This is a genomic window from Methylobacterium sp. AC690 (genome assembly GCF_979256535.1).
The window spans coordinates 1-18,434 of sequence record NZ_CEEDOX010000030.1; the positions used below are offsets into that span (position 1 = coordinate 1).

The 18,434-nt window shown below is 62.3% G+C and carries 18 protein-coding genes and 3 pseudogenes; 11 read left to right on the top strand and 10 right to left on the bottom strand.

Annotation, left to right across the window (positions count from 1 at the left end):
* Nucleotides 1–165 precede the first annotated feature (165 nt).
* Nucleotides 166–786: a pyridoxamine 5'-phosphate oxidase family protein gene (locus tag AC0IY1_RS23885; RefSeq protein ID WP_471772968.1), complete on the bottom strand. Its 621-nt coding sequence runs from the start codon at nt 784–786 to the stop codon at nt 166–168.
* A gap of 240 nt (nt 787–1,026) precedes the next feature.
* Between AC0IY1_RS23885 and AC0IY1_RS23890 the strand changes: the two genes are divergently transcribed.
* Together AC0IY1_RS23890 and AC0IY1_RS23895 are read left to right on the top strand one after the other, a co-directional pair.
* A complete protein-coding gene (locus AC0IY1_RS23890) occupies nt 1,027–1,440 on the top strand; it encodes a DUF1236 domain-containing protein (RefSeq protein WP_471772969.1) in 414 nt (137 codons plus the stop codon).
* Nucleotides 1,441–1,622: 182 nt separating this feature from the next.
* Nucleotides 1,623–2,003, top strand: coding sequence for a hypothetical protein (locus AC0IY1_RS23895; RefSeq protein ID WP_471772971.1), 381 nt, complete (start codon nt 1,623–1,625; stop codon nt 2,001–2,003).
* Nucleotides 2,004–2,341: 338 nt separating this feature from the next.
* Here the strand turns inward: AC0IY1_RS23895 and AC0IY1_RS23900 are convergent, their stop codons facing one another.
* The 5 genes from AC0IY1_RS23900 to AC0IY1_RS23920 form a co-directional block, all read right to left on the bottom strand.
* Nucleotides 2,342–2,716: a hypothetical protein gene (locus tag AC0IY1_RS23900; RefSeq protein WP_471772973.1), complete on the bottom strand. Its 375-nt coding sequence runs from the start codon at nt 2,714–2,716 to the stop codon at nt 2,342–2,344.
* A gap of 14 nt (nt 2,717–2,730) precedes the next feature.
* The gene (locus tag AC0IY1_RS23905; protein WP_471772976.1) at nt 2,731–3,090 is read right to left on the bottom strand and encodes a hypothetical protein; all 360 of its coding nucleotides are present in this window, start codon (nt 3,088–3,090) and stop codon (nt 2,731–2,733) included.
* Between the two features lie 143 nt (nt 3,091–3,233).
* Entirely contained in the window at nt 3,234–3,755 is a 522-nt protein-coding gene (locus AC0IY1_RS23910) for an Hsp20/alpha crystallin family protein (RefSeq protein WP_471772977.1), read from the bottom strand.
* A gap of 135 nt (nt 3,756–3,890) precedes the next feature.
* Nucleotides 3,891–4,454: an Hsp20 family protein gene (locus AC0IY1_RS23915; protein WP_471772978.1), complete on the bottom strand. Its 564-nt coding sequence runs from the start codon at nt 4,452–4,454 to the stop codon at nt 3,891–3,893.
* Between the two features lie 295 nt (nt 4,455–4,749).
* Complete coding sequence (locus tag AC0IY1_RS23920) at nt 4,750–5,220, bottom strand: hypothetical protein (RefSeq protein WP_471772980.1); 471 nt, start codon at nt 5,218–5,220, stop codon at nt 4,750–4,752.
* A 171-nt stretch (nt 5,221–5,391) separates the two neighbouring features.
* On the opposite strand from AC0IY1_RS23920, the gene AC0IY1_RS23925 reads away from it, so the two are divergent.
* The 7 genes and pseudogenes from AC0IY1_RS23925 to AC0IY1_RS23955 form a co-directional block, all read left to right on the top strand.
* Complete coding sequence (locus AC0IY1_RS23925; protein WP_471772982.1) at nt 5,392–6,270, top strand: LysR substrate-binding domain-containing protein; 879 nt, start codon at nt 5,392–5,394, stop codon at nt 6,268–6,270.
* Nucleotides 6,271–6,390: 120 nt separating this feature from the next.
* Nucleotides 6,391–7,287 carry a ketopantoate reductase family protein gene (locus AC0IY1_RS23930; RefSeq protein WP_471772985.1) on the top strand — a complete coding sequence of 299 codons (897 nt, stop codon included), beginning with the start codon at nt 6,391–6,393 and terminating at the stop codon, nt 7,285–7,287.
* Between the two features lie 334 nt (nt 7,288–7,621).
* Nucleotides 7,622–7,861, top strand: coding sequence for a hypothetical protein (locus AC0IY1_RS23935; RefSeq protein WP_471772988.1), 240 nt, complete (start codon nt 7,622–7,624; stop codon nt 7,859–7,861).
* 188 nt (nt 7,862–8,049) lie between these two features.
* Nucleotides 8,050–8,997 carry a GDP-L-fucose synthase gene (fcl, locus tag AC0IY1_RS23940; RefSeq protein ID WP_471772990.1) on the top strand — a complete coding sequence of 316 codons (948 nt, stop codon included), beginning with the start codon at nt 8,050–8,052 and terminating at the stop codon, nt 8,995–8,997.
* Between the two features lie 79 nt (nt 8,998–9,076).
* A complete protein-coding gene (gene gmd, locus AC0IY1_RS23945) occupies nt 9,077–10,123 on the top strand; it encodes a GDP-mannose 4,6-dehydratase (protein ID WP_471772992.1) in 1,047 nt (348 codons plus the stop codon).
* A 316-nt stretch (nt 10,124–10,439) separates the two neighbouring features.
* On the top strand, nt 10,440–10,658 hold the full coding sequence (locus AC0IY1_RS23950) for a 2-dehydropantoate 2-reductase N-terminal domain-containing protein (RefSeq protein WP_471773019.1): 219 nt from the start codon (nt 10,440–10,442) through the stop codon (nt 10,656–10,658).
* A pseudogene (locus tag AC0IY1_RS23955) lies at nt 10,588–10,734 on the top strand (ketopantoate reductase family protein); the annotation flags it as partial. The gene AC0IY1_RS23950 and the pseudogene AC0IY1_RS23955, both read left to right, overlap by 71 nt.
* A gap of 155 nt (nt 10,735–10,889) precedes the next feature.
* Here AC0IY1_RS23955 and AC0IY1_RS23960 read toward each other — a convergent pair.
* Nucleotides 10,890–11,059: pseudogene (locus AC0IY1_RS23960) on the bottom strand (IS630 family transposase); the annotation flags it as partial.
* A gap of 66 nt (nt 11,060–11,125) precedes the next feature.
* On the opposite strand from AC0IY1_RS23960, the gene AC0IY1_RS23965 reads away from it, so the two are divergent.
* Nucleotides 11,126–12,124, top strand: a complete 999-nt coding sequence (locus AC0IY1_RS23965; RefSeq protein ID WP_471772994.1) for an IS110 family RNA-guided transposase — start codon at nt 11,126–11,128, stop codon at nt 12,122–12,124.
* A gap of 196 nt (nt 12,125–12,320) precedes the next feature.
* On the opposite strand, the gene AC0IY1_RS23970 is transcribed toward AC0IY1_RS23965, so the two are convergent.
* Nucleotides 12,321–12,632, bottom strand: coding sequence for a transposase (locus tag AC0IY1_RS23970; RefSeq protein WP_471772997.1), 312 nt, complete (start codon nt 12,630–12,632; stop codon nt 12,321–12,323).
* Between the two features lie 974 nt (nt 12,633–13,606).
* Between AC0IY1_RS23970 and AC0IY1_RS23975 the strand changes: the two genes are divergently transcribed.
* Nucleotides 13,607–16,288, top strand: a complete 2,682-nt coding sequence (locus AC0IY1_RS23975) for a glycosyltransferase (protein ID WP_471773000.1) — start codon at nt 13,607–13,609, stop codon at nt 16,286–16,288.
* An 887-nt stretch (nt 16,289–17,175) separates the two neighbouring features.
* Here the strand turns inward: AC0IY1_RS23975 and AC0IY1_RS23980 are convergent.
* Together AC0IY1_RS23980 and AC0IY1_RS23985 are read right to left on the bottom strand one after the other, a co-directional pair.
* A complete protein-coding gene (locus AC0IY1_RS23980; RefSeq protein WP_471773002.1) occupies nt 17,176–17,487 on the bottom strand; it encodes a hypothetical protein in 312 nt (103 codons plus the stop codon).
* A pseudogene (locus AC0IY1_RS23985) lies at nt 17,488–18,406 on the bottom strand (IS630 family transposase).
* Between the last annotated feature and the right edge of the window lie 28 nt (nt 18,407–18,434).

Sequence of the window (18,434 nt, forward strand, 5' to 3'; positions counted from 1 at the left end):
GTTCGGTGGCGCGGCGGGGCGGGGGGAGGGCGATCATCAGGTCCGGGGGACTTTAGGGCGAGAGACTTCAAGACGGAGCGCGGCTCTGATGCATCATCAGCGCCAAGCCGGCCAGGCGCGGTGCGGATTCACATCCGCGGGGCCCGGCGGACCCCTGCCCGGCGGTCACCACATCGTCTGCCGCGCCCGCTCGGCCCAGGCCGCATCGTAGGCGTCGCCGCCGACCCGGCCCTCGCTGAGCCCGGCCAGGATCCGGCCGGGCGTCGGCAGGGTCTTCGGGTCGACGTGGCTGTCCGCGCGCCACAGGCCCGAGCGAATGAGGGCGCGCGCGCACTGGAAGTAGACCTCGCCCACGGTGATCACGAGGGCGGTGCGCGGCGCCTTGCCGTCGACCGCGAAGCTGGCGAGCAGAGCCGGATCGTCCTCGACCACGGCCCGGCCGTTGACCCGCAAGGCGTTGCCGACGCCCGGGATGAGGAGCATCAGCCCGACCCGCGGGTCGCGCACGACGTTGCGCAGGCTGTCGATCCGGTTGTTGCCGCGCCGGTCCGGCAGGATCAGTGTGCGGGGATCGGCGACGCGGACGAAGCCCGGAACATCGCCGCGCGGCGAGCAGTCCAGCCCCTCCGGGCCGACGGTCGCCAGGGCGACGAAGGGCGCGACCGCGATGAAGCGCCCGTAATCCGGTGTGATGTGGTCGGCCACCTTGGTCGTCGAGGCCTCCCCGACGGCGCCGAGGTCTCCGTAGATGCGCTCCAGCGCTTCGATCGTCTCGACGGCCGCCATCGCTCTTCGTGTCCCTGCCTGGTGATCGGGTGACGCGCGCGTCGGGAGACCTGCGCCGCCAGCCTCGTCGCAGGCCGGCGGCGTCGCCGAACCATGCCGGCTTCCTCATGGATCCGACTCGTGACGCCCCTGTGTCCGGCGCGACACGGGTCCGCCTTGTCGGTCGCATCGTGGGCACCGGACGCGGCGGGCCGCGTTGCCCGCTCGCAGCCGCATCCATCCGCACCGGAGACCCGACCCATGACCCTCAAGATCCTCGCCGCCGCCTCGGCCCTCGTCCTGGCGAGCCTCGGTCCGGTCCAGGCGCAAGGCCTCGTCCAGGGCGCGCAGGAAGGGGCCGCGCGGGGCGAGCTGGCGGCCGGCCCCCTCGGCGCGGTGGTGGGCGGCGCGATCGGCGCCGCCGTCGGCACGGCCAACGGCATCCTGGGGGTCGACCGGCGCGAGCGCTTCCGGATCTACGCCAGCGCCGAGCGTCGCCCGTCCTACGCCTATCCGGGCGCCGTCCGGGTCGGCGCGGTGCTGCCCGAGGATGGGGTGGTCTACTACGACGTTCCCTCCGAGTTCGCGCTGAAGGGCTACAACTACACCATCGTCAACGACCATCCGGTGCTGGTCGAGCCGGGCACCCGGCGGGTGGTCGAGGTCATCGATTGAAGCAGGTCTTCGACTGAAGCAGGTCTTCGACTGAAGCAGGTCTTCGACTGAAGCAGGTCTTCGACTGAAGCGGGTCTTCGACTGATCGCGCCGGAGCGAGTCGGCCAAATGCCGCCCCTTCGCGTTACCGGGCATGGCCGATCTCCGCGCGGCCCTGTTCGATGACGAAAGGATGAGCGAGCATGAGACAGATCGCATGGGCCGGCCTCGCCGCGGCCGGACTCGTCTCCGGGACGCTGCTGGGCCCCTCCGCCGCCCGGGCCGCCGATTACGGTTACGACGCCTACGAGGCGCCCGAGACGGTGGTGACCCGCCGCACGATCGTGGAGCGGCGCATCGTCGTCCCGCCCCGCGAGGTCGTCCGGGAGGTCGTGGTCGAGCGCCCCGTGGTGGTGCCGCGCCGAATCGTCCGCGAGGTGATCGAGGAGCCGCCGGTGGTGTATCGGCCGCGGCCCGTGGTCCGCGACGTGGTGGTGGATCGGGACGGATTCTACGGCCCGCGCCGCTTCGGCCCGCGTCCGGTGGGCTACGGCTACGGACCGGCCTACGACCCCTACGACTAGGCGCCCCGCCGCCGGACCCACGGGCCGGCGGCGCAGCCCGCGACGCGGCCCGGCCCCGGTCGCAACGCCCGGCTGTCCGTGGGGTCCTGCCCATCCAGGCGCCCATCGTGGCCCCGGACGGCCCGGGCCGCGGCAAGGCGGGCCAGGGCCGCGGCAAGGCGCGGGAGGGTCGGCGGGTTCGGCTTGCTCCCGTCCCGCCATCAGCGGCGGCGAGACCGGCAGAGACCCGACGGTCGCCCGTTGGGGGGTACCGCGCGGGCCCGCAGGCCCGTGTGGCACCTTCGGGGAAGGGGCGGCTGAAACGATGGCGTTCAGGCGACGTGGCGGTTCCGCTCCCGTCACGCGCCGAGCGGGGCCGTGGCCTGCACCGCGACGCTCGCGGCGAGGAGCACCAGCGCCACATCCCAAGCGGTCACATTCCAGGCGGATACATCCCAGCCCGTCGCGCGGCGGGGATCGCCGCCTGCATCGTCCTCGGTGATCGCCACGGCGAGCCAAAGGTAGCCGGCGCTCGCCAGGAGCCCGGTCAGGATCGCTCCCGCCGGAATGGGCCCGGCCGGCCACACCCGCAGGAGCGCGGCGAGCCCGACGCAGAGGCCCGTGGTCGCGGCCCCGTCGACGAGGCGCGTCGCCCCGGCGCCTGAGCGCGGAGGGCCGGCCCGCCGCGACGGATCCGGGCGATGGCGCGGGGTCTTGCGCGGAAAGGTCGGCATCCCGCACCCCGCCCTCAGTTCAGGCCGTCCGCCCGTGCGCCGTCGCCCGCGAGGCCGCAAGCCCCCGTCACCGGCCCCGCGTCCAGGGCCTGGAGCGCGGCCAGCACCGCGTCGAGGGGCACCGGCTCGGCCCGGCAGCCCTCGAGGCAGCGCAGGGCCGGACAGGACTCGACGGCGCGCGAATCCGAGGCCCAGGAGGCCAGGATGGCGCGCTTCTCGGCGAGCGACAGGCCCGGATAGGTCAGCACTTCGCGCGGGTGCCGGAAGACGTCGCCCGGCGCGACGAAGGCCTCGAAGGGATCGACGGCCGCCGCCCGCAGGGTCGCCGAGGCCAAAGGCCCCAGGCGCTCGATGGTCGTGTCCGACAGCTGCATGACATCCTCCTCTCGGTGAGCAAGGGTTTTTCGGTGAGCAGAGGTCTTTCGGGGAACCGGGATTTCTCCGGAAGTCCCGGATCGGCGGGCGCGACCCGAGCGTGCGCGCCCGCCGCGTCAGGCCCCCCGGGCTCGGGCGCCGCTCAATGGGCCGTCCCGGTCTGCGCGCCGCCGGTGATCGCGATGCGGCGCGCCGAGGCCGGGACCTGGGCCGAGCGGGGCAGCGTGACGCTGAGCACGCCGTGCCGGAAGGCGGCTTCCGCCTTGTCCGCCGCGACCGCGAAGGGCAGTGCGATCGTCCGCTCGAAGCGGCCGTCGGTGCGCTCCGTGTAGCCGCGGGCCGCGTCGCTCGTCTCCGAGCGCTTCTCGCCGCGCAGGGTGAGGACACCGTCCTCGATCAGCACCTCGACATCCTTCGCGTCGAGACCCGGCAGTTCGGCCGAGACCCGCAGGCCCTCGTCCGTCTCGACGTAATCGACGCTGGGCCAGCTGACGCCGCCTCGGCCGAGGGTGGACGCGCCGTTCAGGCCGCTAAAGACGTCGTCGAACAGGCGGTTCATCTCACGGTGGAGGGTCAGGACGGGGCTCAGCGGCTCGGTCCGCATCGGGCCCGGCCCGGCGTCGCCCGCGTTGCGCGTCCAGGGAAGAAGGTCTCTCACACTCATGGCTCGCTCCATCAGCATGGTTGACGTCCAAAGGTTTTTCGCCGGCCCGGAGGTCGTCACGGCGCCCCGGGTCCGCGGGGGAATCGGATATCCGAACGGGGCCAAGCTCGGATCGCCCGGGGACCGGGGAGGGTATCAGGCGGCCTCAGGCTGTCCCCGGCCGCGAGCGCTGTCGCCTGTCCGTGCGCCTTCGGCGCTCCGCGCGCCGGGCTCCTGCGTTTCCCCCGGCTCGGCCTCCGCGATCCGGGCCGGCGCGTTGTCCTGTCCGACGGTGCCCTGGGCGCCGCCGATGGCGATGCGGCGCGGCTTCAGGGCCTCGGGAACCTCGCGCCTCAGGTCGACGGTGAGCAGCCCGTTCTCGAGCGACGCGCCGAGGACGGTGACGTGCTCGGCGAGGTTGAAGGTTTGTCGGAACGACCGAGACGCGATCCCGCGGTGGAGATACTGGCGCTCGCCCTCCGGACCCGTCGACCGGCCGGAGACCAGCAGGGTGGTGTCGTGCTGGACGAGGTCGATCTCGTCCGGCGTGAAGCCGGCCACCGCCATGGTGATGCGATAGCTATCCTCGGCCGCCTTCTCGATGTTGTAGGGCGGCCAGGCCGTCGAGGCCTCGACCCGCTCGGCCTGGTGCAGCAGGTCGAACAGCCGGTCGAAGCCGACCGAGGACCGGAACAGGGGTGACACATCGTAAGTCCTCATGACCACATCCTCCGTTGAGCAACGTGATGACGAGGGACGCCGGACCTGCAGGCCGACGCCCTGATCGCGGGCCATCGAGCCCCGCACGCGCGTAACGTCGTGATGTTGGCGTGGTTCCGTCACGCGACGGATTTTCTGCAGCGTCTCGGCCACCTCGCAGAGGGCTGGGATTGAAGCCGAGAGGCCTCGGGCTCCCGGCCTCGAACGACGCGAATCGTCGCCCCACGCTCTGCCTCGCCGTCGGGAGGATGCGCAGGCCCGCTCTTCCAGCGGTCGCAAGCGGGCGAAACGGCGATCAGGCGTCGCGCGGCTGGCGCTCGGCCGCGCGGACGATCAGGACGGCGAGCCCGGCCGCGACCGCATCCTCGGCCAGCCCCCGCGCCAGCCCGCCGGACTGCCGCACGTCCGGCCCCCGGGCGGCCCGACCCAGGAGGGTACCGGCCACAGCGCCGGCCATGCCGGCCAGCGCGCCCGCCCCCGGCGCCGCCCGCCGGCCGGACAGCGCCCACCCACCCACGGCGCCGATTGCCAGCCGGGCCGCGAAGGAGGGCGGGATCCGGCGATCGGGCGCGAAGGGCATCTTGTCGCCGGCCATCTCGGCCAGCGCCGCCGCCGTCGCCAGGCTGCGCGCCGCGGGACCACTCGGAATGGCGCCGCCGCGCGTGCGCTCCGCCGCAGCAGCCCAACTCAGCGCCGCGCAGGCCGTCATGCTGCGCAGTCCGGCGACGAAGCCGATGCCGAACGCCATGTCGTAACCCTGTCCCATCGTCACCTCGCTGCCGTGATGCGCCTGCTTTCGACGGCAAGGTGGCGGACGCGGCCGGTGTTCCGGGTGGCTGCAGGACCGATCAGTCGTACCTGTGGAGGCGACGCCGCGGTGCGATCCACTCGAATTCCTGATAGACAATCGCCTTTGCCGCCGCTGGACAACTGCACCATGCGTCATCCGGACCTTGAGATCGACCTGTTGCGGGCCTTGGTGGCCGTGGCCGAGACCGGCAGCTTCACCGCGGCGGCCGACGTGGTGCATCGCTCGCAATCCGCGGTGAGCCAGAAGGTGCTGCGCCTGGAGGAGATCCTGGGCAAGCGCGTCTTCGACCGGACCAGCCGCCGCCTCGGCCTCACCCGCGACGGCGAGCGCCTCCTGGTGTCCGCCCGGCAGATCCTGGAACTCAACGACGCGATGCTGCGCGCCTGCCGTGCCCCACCGGCCTCCGGGACCCTGCGCCTCGGCGTCTCGGAAGACTTCATCCCCGGGCAGTTGCCGAAGCTGCTGGCCCGGTTCGGCCGCCTGCATCCCGGCGTGCATATCGACCTGATGACGGGCCTGAGTTGCACCCTCCTGGAGGCCTACGACGCCGACCGGCTCGATGCGGTCATCGCCAAGCGCAGCGGCGCCGCCCCCCGCGGCCGGGTGATCTGGCGCGAGCCCCTGGTCTGGCTCGCGGCGGCCGACCACCAGCCGGATTTCAATCAGCCCGCGCGCCTGGTGATGCTAGCCGCCCCCTGCAGCTATCGCGACCTGATGATCACGGCACTCGACTCGGTCCGCCGGGACTGGGTCGCCGCCTGCACGGCGAGCAGCCTGATGGGTGTCCAGGCGGCGGTGGCCGGCGGCCTCGGGGTCACCCTGCTCGGCCGCTCCTTCGTGCAGGAGGGTCTTCGGATCCTGCAGGCCCCCGAGCTCTGGCCCGCCCTGCCGATGACCGAGGTCACGGTGATCGGCGAGGACCGCGCGGGCGAACTCATGCGCCCCCTCATCACCTTCCTGACCGAGAGCCTCGCCGGCAGCGACGCGCTTGCGCTGGCGGCCTGAAACCGGGTTGGCGGCCTGAAACCGGGTTGGCGAACTGAAACCGGGCTCGGACATCGGCTGGCCCTGGGCGTTGCCCTCCCGTAAGCCTCCACCCTGGATCACGCACAGGGAGACGACGGGATGAAGGTCGCCGTGATGGGGGCGGGGTCGGTCGGGTGCTATTACGGCGCCCTGCTGGCGCAGGCCGGGGCCACCGTCACCCTGGTCGGACGGGCGGTCCACGTGGACGCGATCCAGGCGCGCGGCCTGATCCTGGAAACCGCGACCGGGCAGGGCGCCGTACGCCTGCGGGCCACGACCGAGGCGGCGGGGGTGGCCGGCGCCGACGTGGTGCTGTTCTGCGTCAAGTCCGGTGACACCGAAACGGTCGGCCGGACGATCGCCCCGTTCCTGACGCCCGATGCAGCGGTGCTGAGCTTCCAGAACGGCGTCGACAACCCCGAGCGGCTCCAGGCGGTGCTCGGCCGGCCGGTGGTGCCGGTGGCGGTCTACGTCGCGACCGGGATGCCGGGCCCCGGTCACGTCCGGCATTACGGCCGCGGCGATGTGGTGATGGGCCCGTTCCCCCGCAGCGCCGAGGTGGCTGCGCTCTTCGCGGCCGCCGGTATCCCGACGGAGGTCTCAGACCGCGCCCTCGACGCCCTCTGGGGCAAGCTGATCGTCAACTGCGCCTACAACGCCCTCTCGGCGATCACGCGGCTGCCCTACGGCCGCCTGCTCGCGGTGCCTGGCATCGCGGCCGTGATGACGGATCTCGTCGCCGAATGCGTCGCCGTCGCGCACGCGTCGGGCATCGCGGTGGCGCCCGACATCCTGGCCCAGGTCCTCGCCCTCGCGGCGACCATGCCGGACCAGATCTCCTCCACCGCGCAGGATCTCGCCCGGGGCCGGGCGAGCGAGATCGCCCATCTCAACGGGATCATCCTGCGGAGAGGCGAGGCCGCCGGCATCGCCACGCCGGTGAATCAGGCGCTGACGGCGCTGGTTCGGGCGCTGGAGGGGCCAGGTTTGTCCTGAGCCGAGCCCAGGCGAGGTTACGCCGGAAAGCTTTAAGCCGCCGGGTTGTACTCGTCCAGCACGCGGCGGCACTAGCCCCCGTCGAACAGTAAGACCTTAGTACGGAACCGCCCTTCGAGCCTCGAGTCCTTCGCGGCGACCCTATGGCTTGCAGCAGCGTCTGGCGCAAACATAGCAACATCTACCGGCATCGCGGACAAAAGCTCGCCATACCCGGCATGGCCGATACGGGTGTGGGAACTTAAATGAGCTGGATCACTGCAGCCTGTGGCTTCAATCCGTGTAGGGGCGCCCGGTGCGAGGATCCGTTGCTGGCTCCCTTGGGGGTTCTATCATGACGCAGCAGGATGCCGTCTCAGCGATCAAGGGGCGATTCTGGGCGGAGCGCTTCGGGATCGATCTGCACCCGGATCCGGAGGCGGCCATCGCCGCGATGAACGCGCGCGATCGCAGCTTCGCACTGCAGAACGCCATTCCAGACCGTGTTCTCTCAGAGAGATACCGGCTCAATCAAGCGATCGTGCAGGGACGTCGCGCTGGTCATGACACGGCTCACCGGTTAGGCGTTTCATGAAGCGGGTTTGACTCGTCATCGCTGGGACTGACCTGCCGGCGCTGGCGTTTCGTGTCTCGCAGCGATGAACAACAAGGGCGCGTGTTCCGGCAGGGTCTGCACGGTGCCCACGCGCCCGCGCCAAGTGGACTTCCGGGGCCGAGGTCGAGGCCTACTTTTCGAGACATCCTGAAGGATCCGGCTGACCGATGAACCCGACCTATGATCTTTCCGGCAAGCGCGTCCTCGTCGCGGGCCATCGAGGGATGGTCGGATCGGCCCTCGTGCGGCGGCTGGCCTCGGAGGACTGCACCGTCCTCACCCTTGGGCGGGACACGGTGGATCTGCGCCGGCAGGCCGCGGTCGAGGACTGGATGGCGGCGGCACGGCCACAAGCGCTCTTCCTGGCCGCCGCCAAGGTCGGCGGCATTGCCGCCAATGACAGCGCCCCGGCCGACTTCCTCTACGACAACCTCATGATCGAGGCGAACCTCATCCAGAGCGCCCACGCTGTGGGTGTCGAGAAGCTCCTGTTCCTCGGCTCCTCCTGCATCTACCCGAAGATGGCGCCCCAGCCGATGGCGGAGGACGCACTCCTCACCGGACCGCTTGAGCCGACCAACGAATGGTATGCCATCGCCAAGATCGCCGGGCTGAAGCTGTGCCAGGCCTATCGCCGCCAGCACGGGGCCGACTTCATCTCGGCGATGCCGACCAACCTCTACGGGCCGGCGGACAATTACGATCTCCAGGGCAGCCACGTGTTGCCGGCGCTCTTGCGCAAGGTGCACGAGGCCAAGCGCCATCACCTCCCGACCATCACGCTCTGGGGGACGGGCACGCCGTACCGCGAGTTCCTGCACGTGGATGATCTCGCCGACGCCTGCGTTCACCTGATGAAGGCGTATTCCGGCGAAGGGCCGATCAATGTCGGCTCCGGCCAGGAACTCACCATCCGCGAACTGGCCGAGACGATCGCCGAGGTCTTGGGCTGGCAGGGGCAGTTGCTCTTCGACGCCACGAAGCCGGACGGCACGCCGCGCAAGCGCCTCGACACCACCCGCCTGGAGGCTCTCGGCTGGCAGCCGCGGATCGACCTGCGCGCCGGGATCGCGGATGCCTACGCCTGGTTCCGCCACCATCATCCCGAGGCCTGACAGGGCCTCCACCGCGCGACCGCAAGGTTGCGGCGCGCCGGCAACCCCTCCATTCCCTGCGACCCCCTAGGAGCGACGCATGTCCACGACACAGAAAACGGCTCTGATCACGGGCGTCACGGGACAGGATGGCGGCTATCTGGCGGCCCTGTTGCTCGAGAAGGGTTACATCGTCCACGGCATCAAGCGCCGGTCCTCGTCCTTCAACACCGGGCGGGTGGATCACCTCTACGAGGATCCCCGCTTCGCGCCGACCGACTTCCACATGCATTACGGCGAGCTGACCGATGCCACCAACCTGATCCGGATCATGCAGGAGACCCTGCCGGACGAGGTCTACAACCTCGGCGCCCAGAGCCACGTCCAGGTCAGCTTCGAGACCCCCGAATACACCGCCAATTCCGACGCCATCGGCACCCTGCGCCTCCTGGAGGCGATCCGGATCCTCGGCCTGAGCCAGAAGACGCGTTTCTACCAGGCCTCGACCTCCGAGCTCTACGGCAAGGTCCAGGAGGTGCCCCAGCGCGAGACCACGCCGTTCTATCCACGCAGCCCCTACGCGGTGGCCAAGCTCTACGCCTACTGGATCACGGTGAACTACCGCGAGGCCTACGGCATGCATGCCTCGAACGGCATCCTGTTCAACCACGAGAGCCCGACGCGCGGCGAGACCTTCGTCACCCGCAAGATCACCCGTGCGGTGGCGGCGATCGAGGCTGGACTGCAGCCCACGCTCTACCTCGGCAACCTCGACGCCATGCGCGACTGGGGGCATGCCCGCGACTACGTCGAGGGGATGTGGCGCATCCTGCAGCAGGAGGTGCCCGACGACTACGTGCTGGCCACCGGCGAGATGCATTCCGTGCGAGAGTTCGTCGAGCGCGCCTTCGCCGTGGTCGGCCGGACGATCGCGTGGCAGGGGGAGGGGGTCGAGGAGCAGGGCCTCGACGCCAAGACCGGCCAAGTGCTCGTCAAGATCGACCCGGTCTACTTTCGACCGACGGAGGTCGACCAGCTGCTTGGCGATCCAACGAAGGCCCGAGAGAAGCTCGGCTGGATGCACACCGTGCCATTTCCCAATCTGGTCGAGGAGATGGTTCGCGCAGATCTCGCAGTTAGTACCTGATGCCAAGCAGGATTTACTAGTCGCCGACGGGGTCGCAGAGGTTTAAATCAGAGGGATATAGCATACAACCTTTCCAAGCTTAACTGGTGCCTCCTTCCTGATTGGTATCGCGATGGGTTTGAGAGGCGGTACCATCAAGGACCGGAACTGATGCTGCAGCAAATCGAAGGCCGGAGAGATAGAATTAACCGCAGGTCAATTGCATTTTGGCCACGGCCACATTGTGGCGGGGCATCATCTGGCTCTGAGTAGCGCCCTCCCGTAAGCCTTCCGCCAGGATCACGGAGAGTAAGACGACAGGATGAAGATCGCCGTGATGGGGGCGGGGTCGGTGGGGTGCTATTACGGCGCCCTGCTGGCGCAGGCCGCGGCCATGGTCACCTTGGTCGGACGGGCGGTCCACATGTATGCGATCCAGGCGCAGCCTACTCCTGGAGACCGGGGCTGGGTAGGAGGCGGTGCACCTGCAAGCCACGACCGGAGCGGCCGAGATGGCCGGCACCGAGGTGATGTTGTTCTGCGTCAAATCCGGTGACACTGAGACGGTCTGCCGGACGATCGCTCCGTTCCTGGCACCGGACACGGCGGTGCTGAGCTTCCAGAACGGCGTTGACAACCCAAGCGACGCCGGGCGTTGCTCGGTCACTCGATGTTACCGGTGGCGGTCTGTGTCGCCACCGGGATGCTGGGATCGGCTACGCCCGGCACGACGGTCGCGGAGATGTAGTGATGGGCCCGGGAGGGGCGTACCAAGAGCGGTTTCTACTTACTCCGGGTCGTAACCGGCGGCAGCGAAGTAATTTGCGCACTCGGTTGGGGCGAAGGCGTTGAGAAAATCGCCGACGACAGTGCTGAGCCTTCGACCATGCGCTCGGCCGCTTTGCGCAGCAGCGCCTTGAGCTTTGCGAAAGCCATCTCAATTGATGGCGTGGATGGCTCCTGCTCCTTGCGTTGCGTTGGAGCAAAGTCGGGATGTTGTCGCCTCAAGCTGAGGAGCCACTCGTGTCCAAGCTTGTTACGGTCGGTATCGAACTAGCGAAGAGTATTTTCCAAATCCGCGGTGTTGACGTGAGCGGTCGTGTTCTCGTGCGTCGCCAACTCGATCAAAGCCAGTTGCTTGCTCTCTTCGAGAAGCAGCCGCGCTGTCTCATCGGCATGGAGGCTTGCGGAGGCGCTCACGACTGGAGGCGCAGGCTTCAGGGTATGGGTCATGACGTTCGGCTGATGCCGCCGTCTTACGTGAAGCGCGGGGAGACGGACGCAGCCGACGCGGCGGCCATCTGTGAAGCGGCCACGCGTCCCTCCATGCGGTTTGTCGCGGTGAAGAGCGAAGCCTGCTCGTCGGTCCTGATTCTTCACCGCACGCGGGATCTTCTGATCCGCCAGCGCACGCAGATTGGCAACGCGATCCGCGCCCACATGACGGAGTTCGGCGTCATCGCAGCGACAGGGGCGCAGAACGTCGACCGGCTGCGAACGCAAATGCATCAGCTGCCGGAAGCGGCCCGATTGCCTGTCAGCCTGCTCTTCGAGCAAATGGTCGACACCGACACGCGGATCGAGCAGTTGACGGGCGAGATCGAAGCGATCCACGCCCAAAGCGAGACGAGCCAGCGTCTGGCGACGTTCCCAGGCGTTGGCAAGCTTTCGGCGACGATCATCGCAGCGACGACACCGGAAGTCGGCAACTTCGACTGTGCGAGGGACTATGCCGCCTGGCTCGGCCTGACCCCCAAGCCGCATTCCACCGGTGGCAAACAAAGGATCGGGCGGATCTCGAAGATGGGCAACCGGTATATTCGACGGCTGCTGTATCTGGGCGCCATATCGCAGATTATGGTGAGATCCAGATGCGGCGCGAGACAGGACTGGCTATCCGACATGCTGTCCCGGAAGAAGACGAAAGTCGTTGCCATCGCGTTGGCACATCGCATGGCAAGAACGATCTTCGCTGTCCTCAGGGACGGCTCAGGGTACCAGCCGCGGGCGACCACCGCTTGAACGGCTAAACGAACGGTCAGGGCGACGTGAGGTGATGGCGAACAAACGGAGAGGAAGAACCAGGACACCCCGATCAATCCGAAGCGCTTCGAGCGCGCTCGATTGAGTGTGACCTGCTCTCCAAGCGGACTCTATCAGAGCGCGCAGCAATCCCGCTGCAGATGAAACGCCGTATAAATGGCCGCAACCGACCTTATCACCTAAACCGATCCGACATCCTTGACCCGCAGGAGCCATCCAAACATGGATTGAAGTCGGGCGAGTACGGCGGCAGGAAGCGAAGCTGTGCCCCGTTGGCCTCTATGGCGGTCTGGATTGTAGCGCCCTTCTGGGCGGGCAGGTTGTCGAGGGTAACGGTCTTGCCGAGCCTGAGGGTTGGGGCGAGCACCTGCTCGACGTAGGCAAGGAACCAGTCTCGCGTCGTTGCCCCGTCGAGCAGCATGGGCGCGTTCATACCCGACAGGCGCAAGCCCGTAACTGTCGTCAGCGATCTGCTCGACGCCTTCACCCCAATCGGGTGCGCAAACTACTTCGCTGCCGCCGGTTACGACCCGAAGTAAGCTAAAACCGCTCTAGTGCGTCTCGGGTCACACCTCGGGGACCGCTCTTCGGCCAAGACAAAAACGCAACAAATTAAGTGACTCGTACACGCGCAACTCTGTTGGCGCGAGATAATCGCCGTCCAAAATCACAATTCCACGGTACGTTCCTAAAATCGAAAAAAACATATCATAGATCTGATTAAACATAATATTGTCCTCAATCGAAACCGGATCCTTAAACTCTAATTTTATAATACGCTTCTGGTCGATAGTTAACATCAGATTCTCGTCCACCTATCGACACATAGCTTCGATGTTCAATGGTGATGCGGCAGCCGTGGTTCAAGGATTGATTAAGACAAGGATTAAAACTTCTCAGAAGAATTTTTTCGGCAATGATCGTTCCGGTATTTATTTATTTTATTAGAATAGAGCGATCATTGATACTAGCCAAACCAAATTTGTTGTTCTATTTTGAGCATTGATACAACTGAAATGACCTATCTCAGAGCATCGAATAGATAGCGTTCCGCAACCAGTGTACCATCACATGCACCTATGCTAAGGTAGCGACCGTTCGACGCTTGCAGTACGCCAAAGTATCTCTCAGCTTTGCCGAGGGAACGAATTCCTTTACTAGGGACTCACAACTCATGCGATCACTACTCCTAAAATAAGAGCATCAGGCATATTTATGGAGATATCAGAGCGTTATATATGCCAATTTACTTAAATGCACAACGCTTCGTTTCACAATAATCTTGCGTAGCGCGCAATATAAACCTCATAATCGACATAACAAAAGCGCAGAACTCGCAAACCATATTACGAGTGAACTGATGTTGAAAATTACATTCATACGGAACAGACAAACCCCCGAGCATACACCCAAAATATAGCAGAATTTTCTACTAAATCCTATCGATCTTAAGGTTGAACCGTGCAAACAGGCTTATATATCATCATTCCGCTATACAAAGCTCCAGAGCTTATTGTGGGCCTTGTCGGCAGTTTAGATGCCGTGGCGGAAGAAATCTCTGAAACATCAGCCGAAGTTATCTTCGTCAACGATTCTCCAAACTTTATTTTATTAGACAACGCAATTAAATCCGTATTAACAGACAAATTCCACAAATTTAAATATCGAATCATCCAAAACGAATCAAATGAAGGTTTCATCAAGTCAGTTAACAAAGTCCTGGGTTTAGCTATCACGAATTACAAGGACGTGTTACTACTCAACTCTGACGCCCTGCTGACAAAGGGGGCCATTAAGGAAATGCGAGATGTAGCTTACCGAGATCCTTTGATTTCTGTCGTCAGCCCGCGGTCAAACAATGCAACAATATGCAACTCTCCTTACGCGAGTGCTTTCAGAAACTACGATTTCGAGCGTGCTCTAGCAGCGCATTCTTTCATATCTGATTATCTTCCTCAAACGACTTACGTGCCGACAGCTGTTGGATTTTGTCTATATATCAAACTTACAGTAATACAAGAATTTGGTTTATTTGATGAAATTTATCGAGCTGGTTACAACGAAGAAAACGATTTTATTATGCGCGCCAATAGAGCTGGTTATAGAGCAGTATTAGCAAATAAAGCCTTTGTCTACCATCTTGGCAGCGTTTCATTCGGGTTGACTGGCGAGGGCAAAAACGATCGCGAAATACGGAACAGGAAAATTCTCGACGCACGATACCCTGAGTACAAAACTGCTATTAGCCGGTTTTTCAATGGCATAGAATACAAATCTCAATTATTACTGTCTAATATATTGCCGACCATTAACAATCAACTTAATCTGAATTTTGACTGCGGGCATTTTGGCGAGTACTATAATGGAACTTTTGAGCACGCATCAGCTCTGATGAAAGCCTTTGTGCGTCAATTTTCCAATAAATACAACATATTCATTACTTGCGAAAGATCAGCTGCTAAATTTCATCGGCTGGATCTCATGAAGGGTGCCACTATACTATATGATGATATACAACACGACGTCTTATTCGCTATAAGTTTTCGCATCGGACAGCCATTTGATTACGCGCAAATGATCAAAATGGCGAAGTCCGCCCCCATTTCGGGATACTTGATGCTTGATACAATAGCGATGGATTGCATAAATCTAGACGTATACGGGCTAGAGGACATGTGGACAAGGATGCTAGAAATTTCCTCAATAGTCGGTTTTAATTCAGATTTCTCAAAAGATCAATTTCTCAGACGATTTCCAGATGCACAATCTGAAGTAAGTTTTGTGTCTCTATGCTCAACTAGTGAAGAGGACTATAGACGGCATCCTAAAAATCTAACTAATGGCCAAAAACACATTCTAGTAATTGGAAACAAATATATCCATAAAAACTTGTCTAACACTATCAGAATTCTAGAAAAACATATCAGCCGTCCTAAAATTGTGGTTCTAGGTCTGGAGATTCATGATATTGCGGGAGTAACTGGATATGCTTCCGGAAATCTTTCTGAAGAGGAGGTTGATGCCCTATACGGGAACGCAAGCATAATACTGTTCCCCTCTTTCTATGAAGGTTTTGGTTTACCTATCGTCAAATCTCTAGCTCATAAGGTGCCAGTAGTTGCTCGAAAACTGCCGGTTTTCGAAGAAATCAAAAAGAGATCTATCAACGCAGCGAATATATATCTGTTTGAGACGACAGAAGAAATGGTAGATTTCTCACTAAATGAAACTCCTTGGATAACCGACGTAACCGAAGTTTCAACCAGTCAAACATGGGAGGCGGCAGCCAGGGATATGGAGCGCGGCTTCTCATTGTCACTAGAAAGCGTTCGACTCAGTTCAATTAAACAGAAATTAGGCTATATCGCTCTGTTGGATGAGTATGTCATCAGTAAAAGAAATTTGATTGAGTCTAAGACTGGAGAATTTTCACATGCGACTAAAGAACCGGATAAATCCGGTCTTCAAAATCTGAACTCTTATCTGTCATGGGGGGTTTACAAAGCCAAGTATTTGACGAAGAGGTACGTAACGAAATACCCATACTTTATAGATAAAGCTATATCAACTGGGAAATATATTTCAAAAAATCGATTTTTGGTTCAAATTAGTCCAGAATTTGACAATGTTTACTGGCTCTCACCTTATGATTTTAGAAGAGACAATATTATCGGGAAATACCGCCACATCAACGCCGGTAGTTTTATAGACTCAGATGCGAGGGGAAGAATACTATACAACTTACTAACAGTGGCAGACATGCTAAAATCTGGAGGTTCTATAGAATTTCAGATCAGAAAAGGAAATAGTCTCGACAAATTAGAACAAAAGCTTAGATCATTTGATGGCGTAGAAGTTATGGGTAGAATTGCTGGTTTCACATCTATTAAGGTTACCACAGATGGGAAAAAGCTGTCCATCAAGGCATCCAAAACTATTGACTGGTTCCACAAGTTTGATCGTAGCTTTTCAGCCGATGAATTTCTCCGAGAACTGTACTATATTGTTCTAGGAAGGGAACTGGATAAAGACTCGGTGGTATGGGCACAGCGCTTGAACAATGGTCAAAGCAAAAGAGTAATTGCAAAGAAAATTTATGCGTCTGCTGAAGCTATAAACACAATGTTTGACAGCGGTTATTAACACTGGATATCGTCCGTAAAAATGCCTTTACGAGCCTATTATTTAGCTAATTATACTGTTGAAGGGGCCAAAATAGCTATGGAAATATTATTTACCCACCCATTATCGTAGGCCGCGCTTTGATATGACTAGCGTAGAAGAAATATTAGAATTGTTGATGCATCGAATTTTATTGCGTATATCCGATGATATAGTAGGGAACCAATTCGGTTTGAAATCTTTCAAAGCCCTATACGAACGAGAGGACGGAATATCATCTTGATGGCAAGAGAACGACGACCTTCTCCATTCACCACCCTCAGCGAGCTTCCCTCGACTCACTGTCACCCAGGCCTGCCGCCACCAGTCGAACACCTTGAAACACTCATTCCTTGCGGGACGGTGTCGTGATTCCCTGCTGCTGTTGAGGTTGGGGAGGCTCGGATGGGTCAGCCAGGGTTCTTCGATCTGGATGAGCGCTATCAGCGTCTGTCGGAGAACGGCGACCCGCTGGTGAAACTCGCGGCCCTGATCGACTTCGAGGCTTTCCGACCGAAGCTGGCCACCGCACTGAAGCGATCCGATAGATCGAAGGGTGGACGCCCGCCCTACGGCCGGGCTGTCGCCAGAAGTGGATCTTCGAGCGCCGGCCCCGTTTGGCCAGATGGGTTTCGTTGGCCGTGAGCGGTAGGCGGTGTCAGCCCAGACGTCGCTTGCCATATTGGCTGGATCGAGGACGTTGGCCAGCTGCGGCCGGTTATGCGCGGCAGCGCTGGTGACGGTGAAACGGCGGACGAAGCCGTGCCTGCGGTCGATCGAGACGTGCGTCTTGTACCAAAACACCGGGACGGCGATTTCTACCTTGGCCTTCGATTCGTCCCCCTTCTCTGGTCGCGCCTTGGCCTGCCTCAGGGTCCAGCGAGCATCGCGATCCTTCTGTGCGAGCTTCTTTGCGATCGAGCTGCGCATCCGTCCGGGATCCAGCCCGCCTTCAGAGCCGCCTTCTCGTCATCGGTGTTGCGTTGACGCGGAGCCGCGATGATCGAGGCGTCGATGATCTGGCCCGACATCGCGAGACTCCCCTTGCCCTTCAGCCGGGCGTCGAAGGCGGCAAACAGCGCGTCGATGGCACCGTCCCGCGTGAGCTGTTCGCGGAACAGCCACACGGTCTTGGCATCCGTTACCGCATCCTCGAACCTCGGCCCTAAAGCGTTTTCCACTTACTCCGGATCGTAGCCGGCGGCAGCGAAGTAGTTTACGCACTCGGTTGGTGTAAAGGCGTCGAGCAGATCGCCGACGACTGTCCACAGCCGATTGACCGTGCGCTCGGCCGCTTTGCGCAGCAGCGCCTTGAGTTTGGCGAAGGCCATCTCAATCGGATTAAAGTCGAGCGAGTACGGCGGCAGGAAGCGAAGCCGTGTGCCGCTGGCCTCGATGGCGGCCTGGATCGCGGTGCCCTTGTGGGCGGGGAGGTTGTCGAGGATGACAGTATCGCCGGGCCCGAGGGTTGTGGCGAGCACCTGCTCGACGTCAGCCTAAGAACCACTCCCGCGTCATCGGTCCGTCGAGCACCATGGGCGCGCTCATCCCCGACAGGCGCCGAGCCCGCAACGAACGTCGTCGTGAGCCAATGGCCATGCGGGATGCCCGAGCGCAGGCGCGCCATGCGGGTGGAGAGACCCGTCTCATCGATGAAGACCAGGCGCTCAGGATCGAGGTCGGGCTGCGCGGCAAACCACGCCTCACGGGATGCGGCCACATCGGGGCGATCCTGCTCGGTTGCGTGCGCTGACTTTTTTTCCACGTCACCGCGCGGCAGGCGAAGAAACGCCACAGCGTGCCCAATCCGATCGAGACGCTGCGCTCGGTACGCAGGCGTTCCTGCATCTTGGCCAGCGTGATGTCGTCCTTCTCCTCGGTGAGGGCGAGCAGAAAGGCTTCATGCACGTCGAGCTTGGAACCGGGTGGACGGCCCTGACGCTGAGCCCGCGTCTCTCCTGTCATCGTCGCATGCGCGGCCCAGCGGATCACCGTAGCGACGCCGACCCGATAACGCAGGGCCGCGGCCCGGCGCGACAGACCTGCTTCCACCGCGTCCAGGACGCGAACACGCAGATCGTGACTGTAGGCACGGGCCATAGCGATCTCCCTGACGAACCTTCAGAGA

Bases quoted from the DNA above. Each gene is read 5' to 3' on its own strand.
- AC0IY1_RS23910 (WP_471772977.1), bottom strand. From the start codon at position 3,755: ATGAGTGTGAGAGACCTTCTTCCCTGGACGCGCAACGCGGGCGACGCC.
- AC0IY1_RS23885 (WP_471772968.1), bottom strand. From the start codon at position 786: ATGGCGGCCGTCGAGACGATCGAAGCGCTGGAGCGCATCTACGGAGAC.
- AC0IY1_RS23950 (WP_471773019.1), top strand. From the start codon at position 10,440: ATGGGGGCGGGGTCGGTGGGGTGCTATTACGGCGCCCTGCTGGCGCAG.
- AC0IY1_RS23930 (WP_471772985.1), top strand. From the start codon at position 6,391: ATGAAGGTCGCCGTGATGGGGGCGGGGTCGGTCGGGTGCTATTACGGC.
- fcl (WP_471772990.1), top strand. From the start codon at position 8,050: ATGAACCCGACCTATGATCTTTCCGGCAAGCGCGTCCTCGTCGCGGGC.
- AC0IY1_RS23915 (WP_471772978.1), bottom strand. From the start codon at position 4,454: ATGAGGACTTACGATGTGTCACCCCTGTTCCGGTCCTCGGTCGGCTTC.
- AC0IY1_RS23920 (WP_471772980.1), bottom strand. From the start codon at position 5,220: ATGGGACAGGGTTACGACATGGCGTTCGGCATCGGCTTCGTCGCCGGA.
- AC0IY1_RS23905 (WP_471772976.1), bottom strand. From the start codon at position 3,090: ATGCAGCTGTCGGACACGACCATCGAGCGCCTGGGGCCTTTGGCCTCG.
- AC0IY1_RS23925 (WP_471772982.1), top strand. From the start codon at position 5,392: ATGCGTCATCCGGACCTTGAGATCGACCTGTTGCGGGCCTTGGTGGCC.
- AC0IY1_RS23895 (WP_471772971.1), top strand. From the start codon at position 1,623: ATGAGACAGATCGCATGGGCCGGCCTCGCCGCGGCCGGACTCGTCTCC.
- AC0IY1_RS23890 (WP_471772969.1), top strand. From the start codon at position 1,027: ATGACCCTCAAGATCCTCGCCGCCGCCTCGGCCCTCGTCCTGGCGAGC.
- AC0IY1_RS23935 (WP_471772988.1), top strand. From the start codon at position 7,622: ATGACGCAGCAGGATGCCGTCTCAGCGATCAAGGGGCGATTCTGGGCG.
- AC0IY1_RS23900 (WP_471772973.1), bottom strand. From the start codon at position 2,716: ATGCCGACCTTTCCGCGCAAGACCCCGCGCCATCGCCCGGATCCGTCG.
- gmd (WP_471772992.1), top strand. From the start codon at position 9,077: ATGTCCACGACACAGAAAACGGCTCTGATCACGGGCGTCACGGGACAG.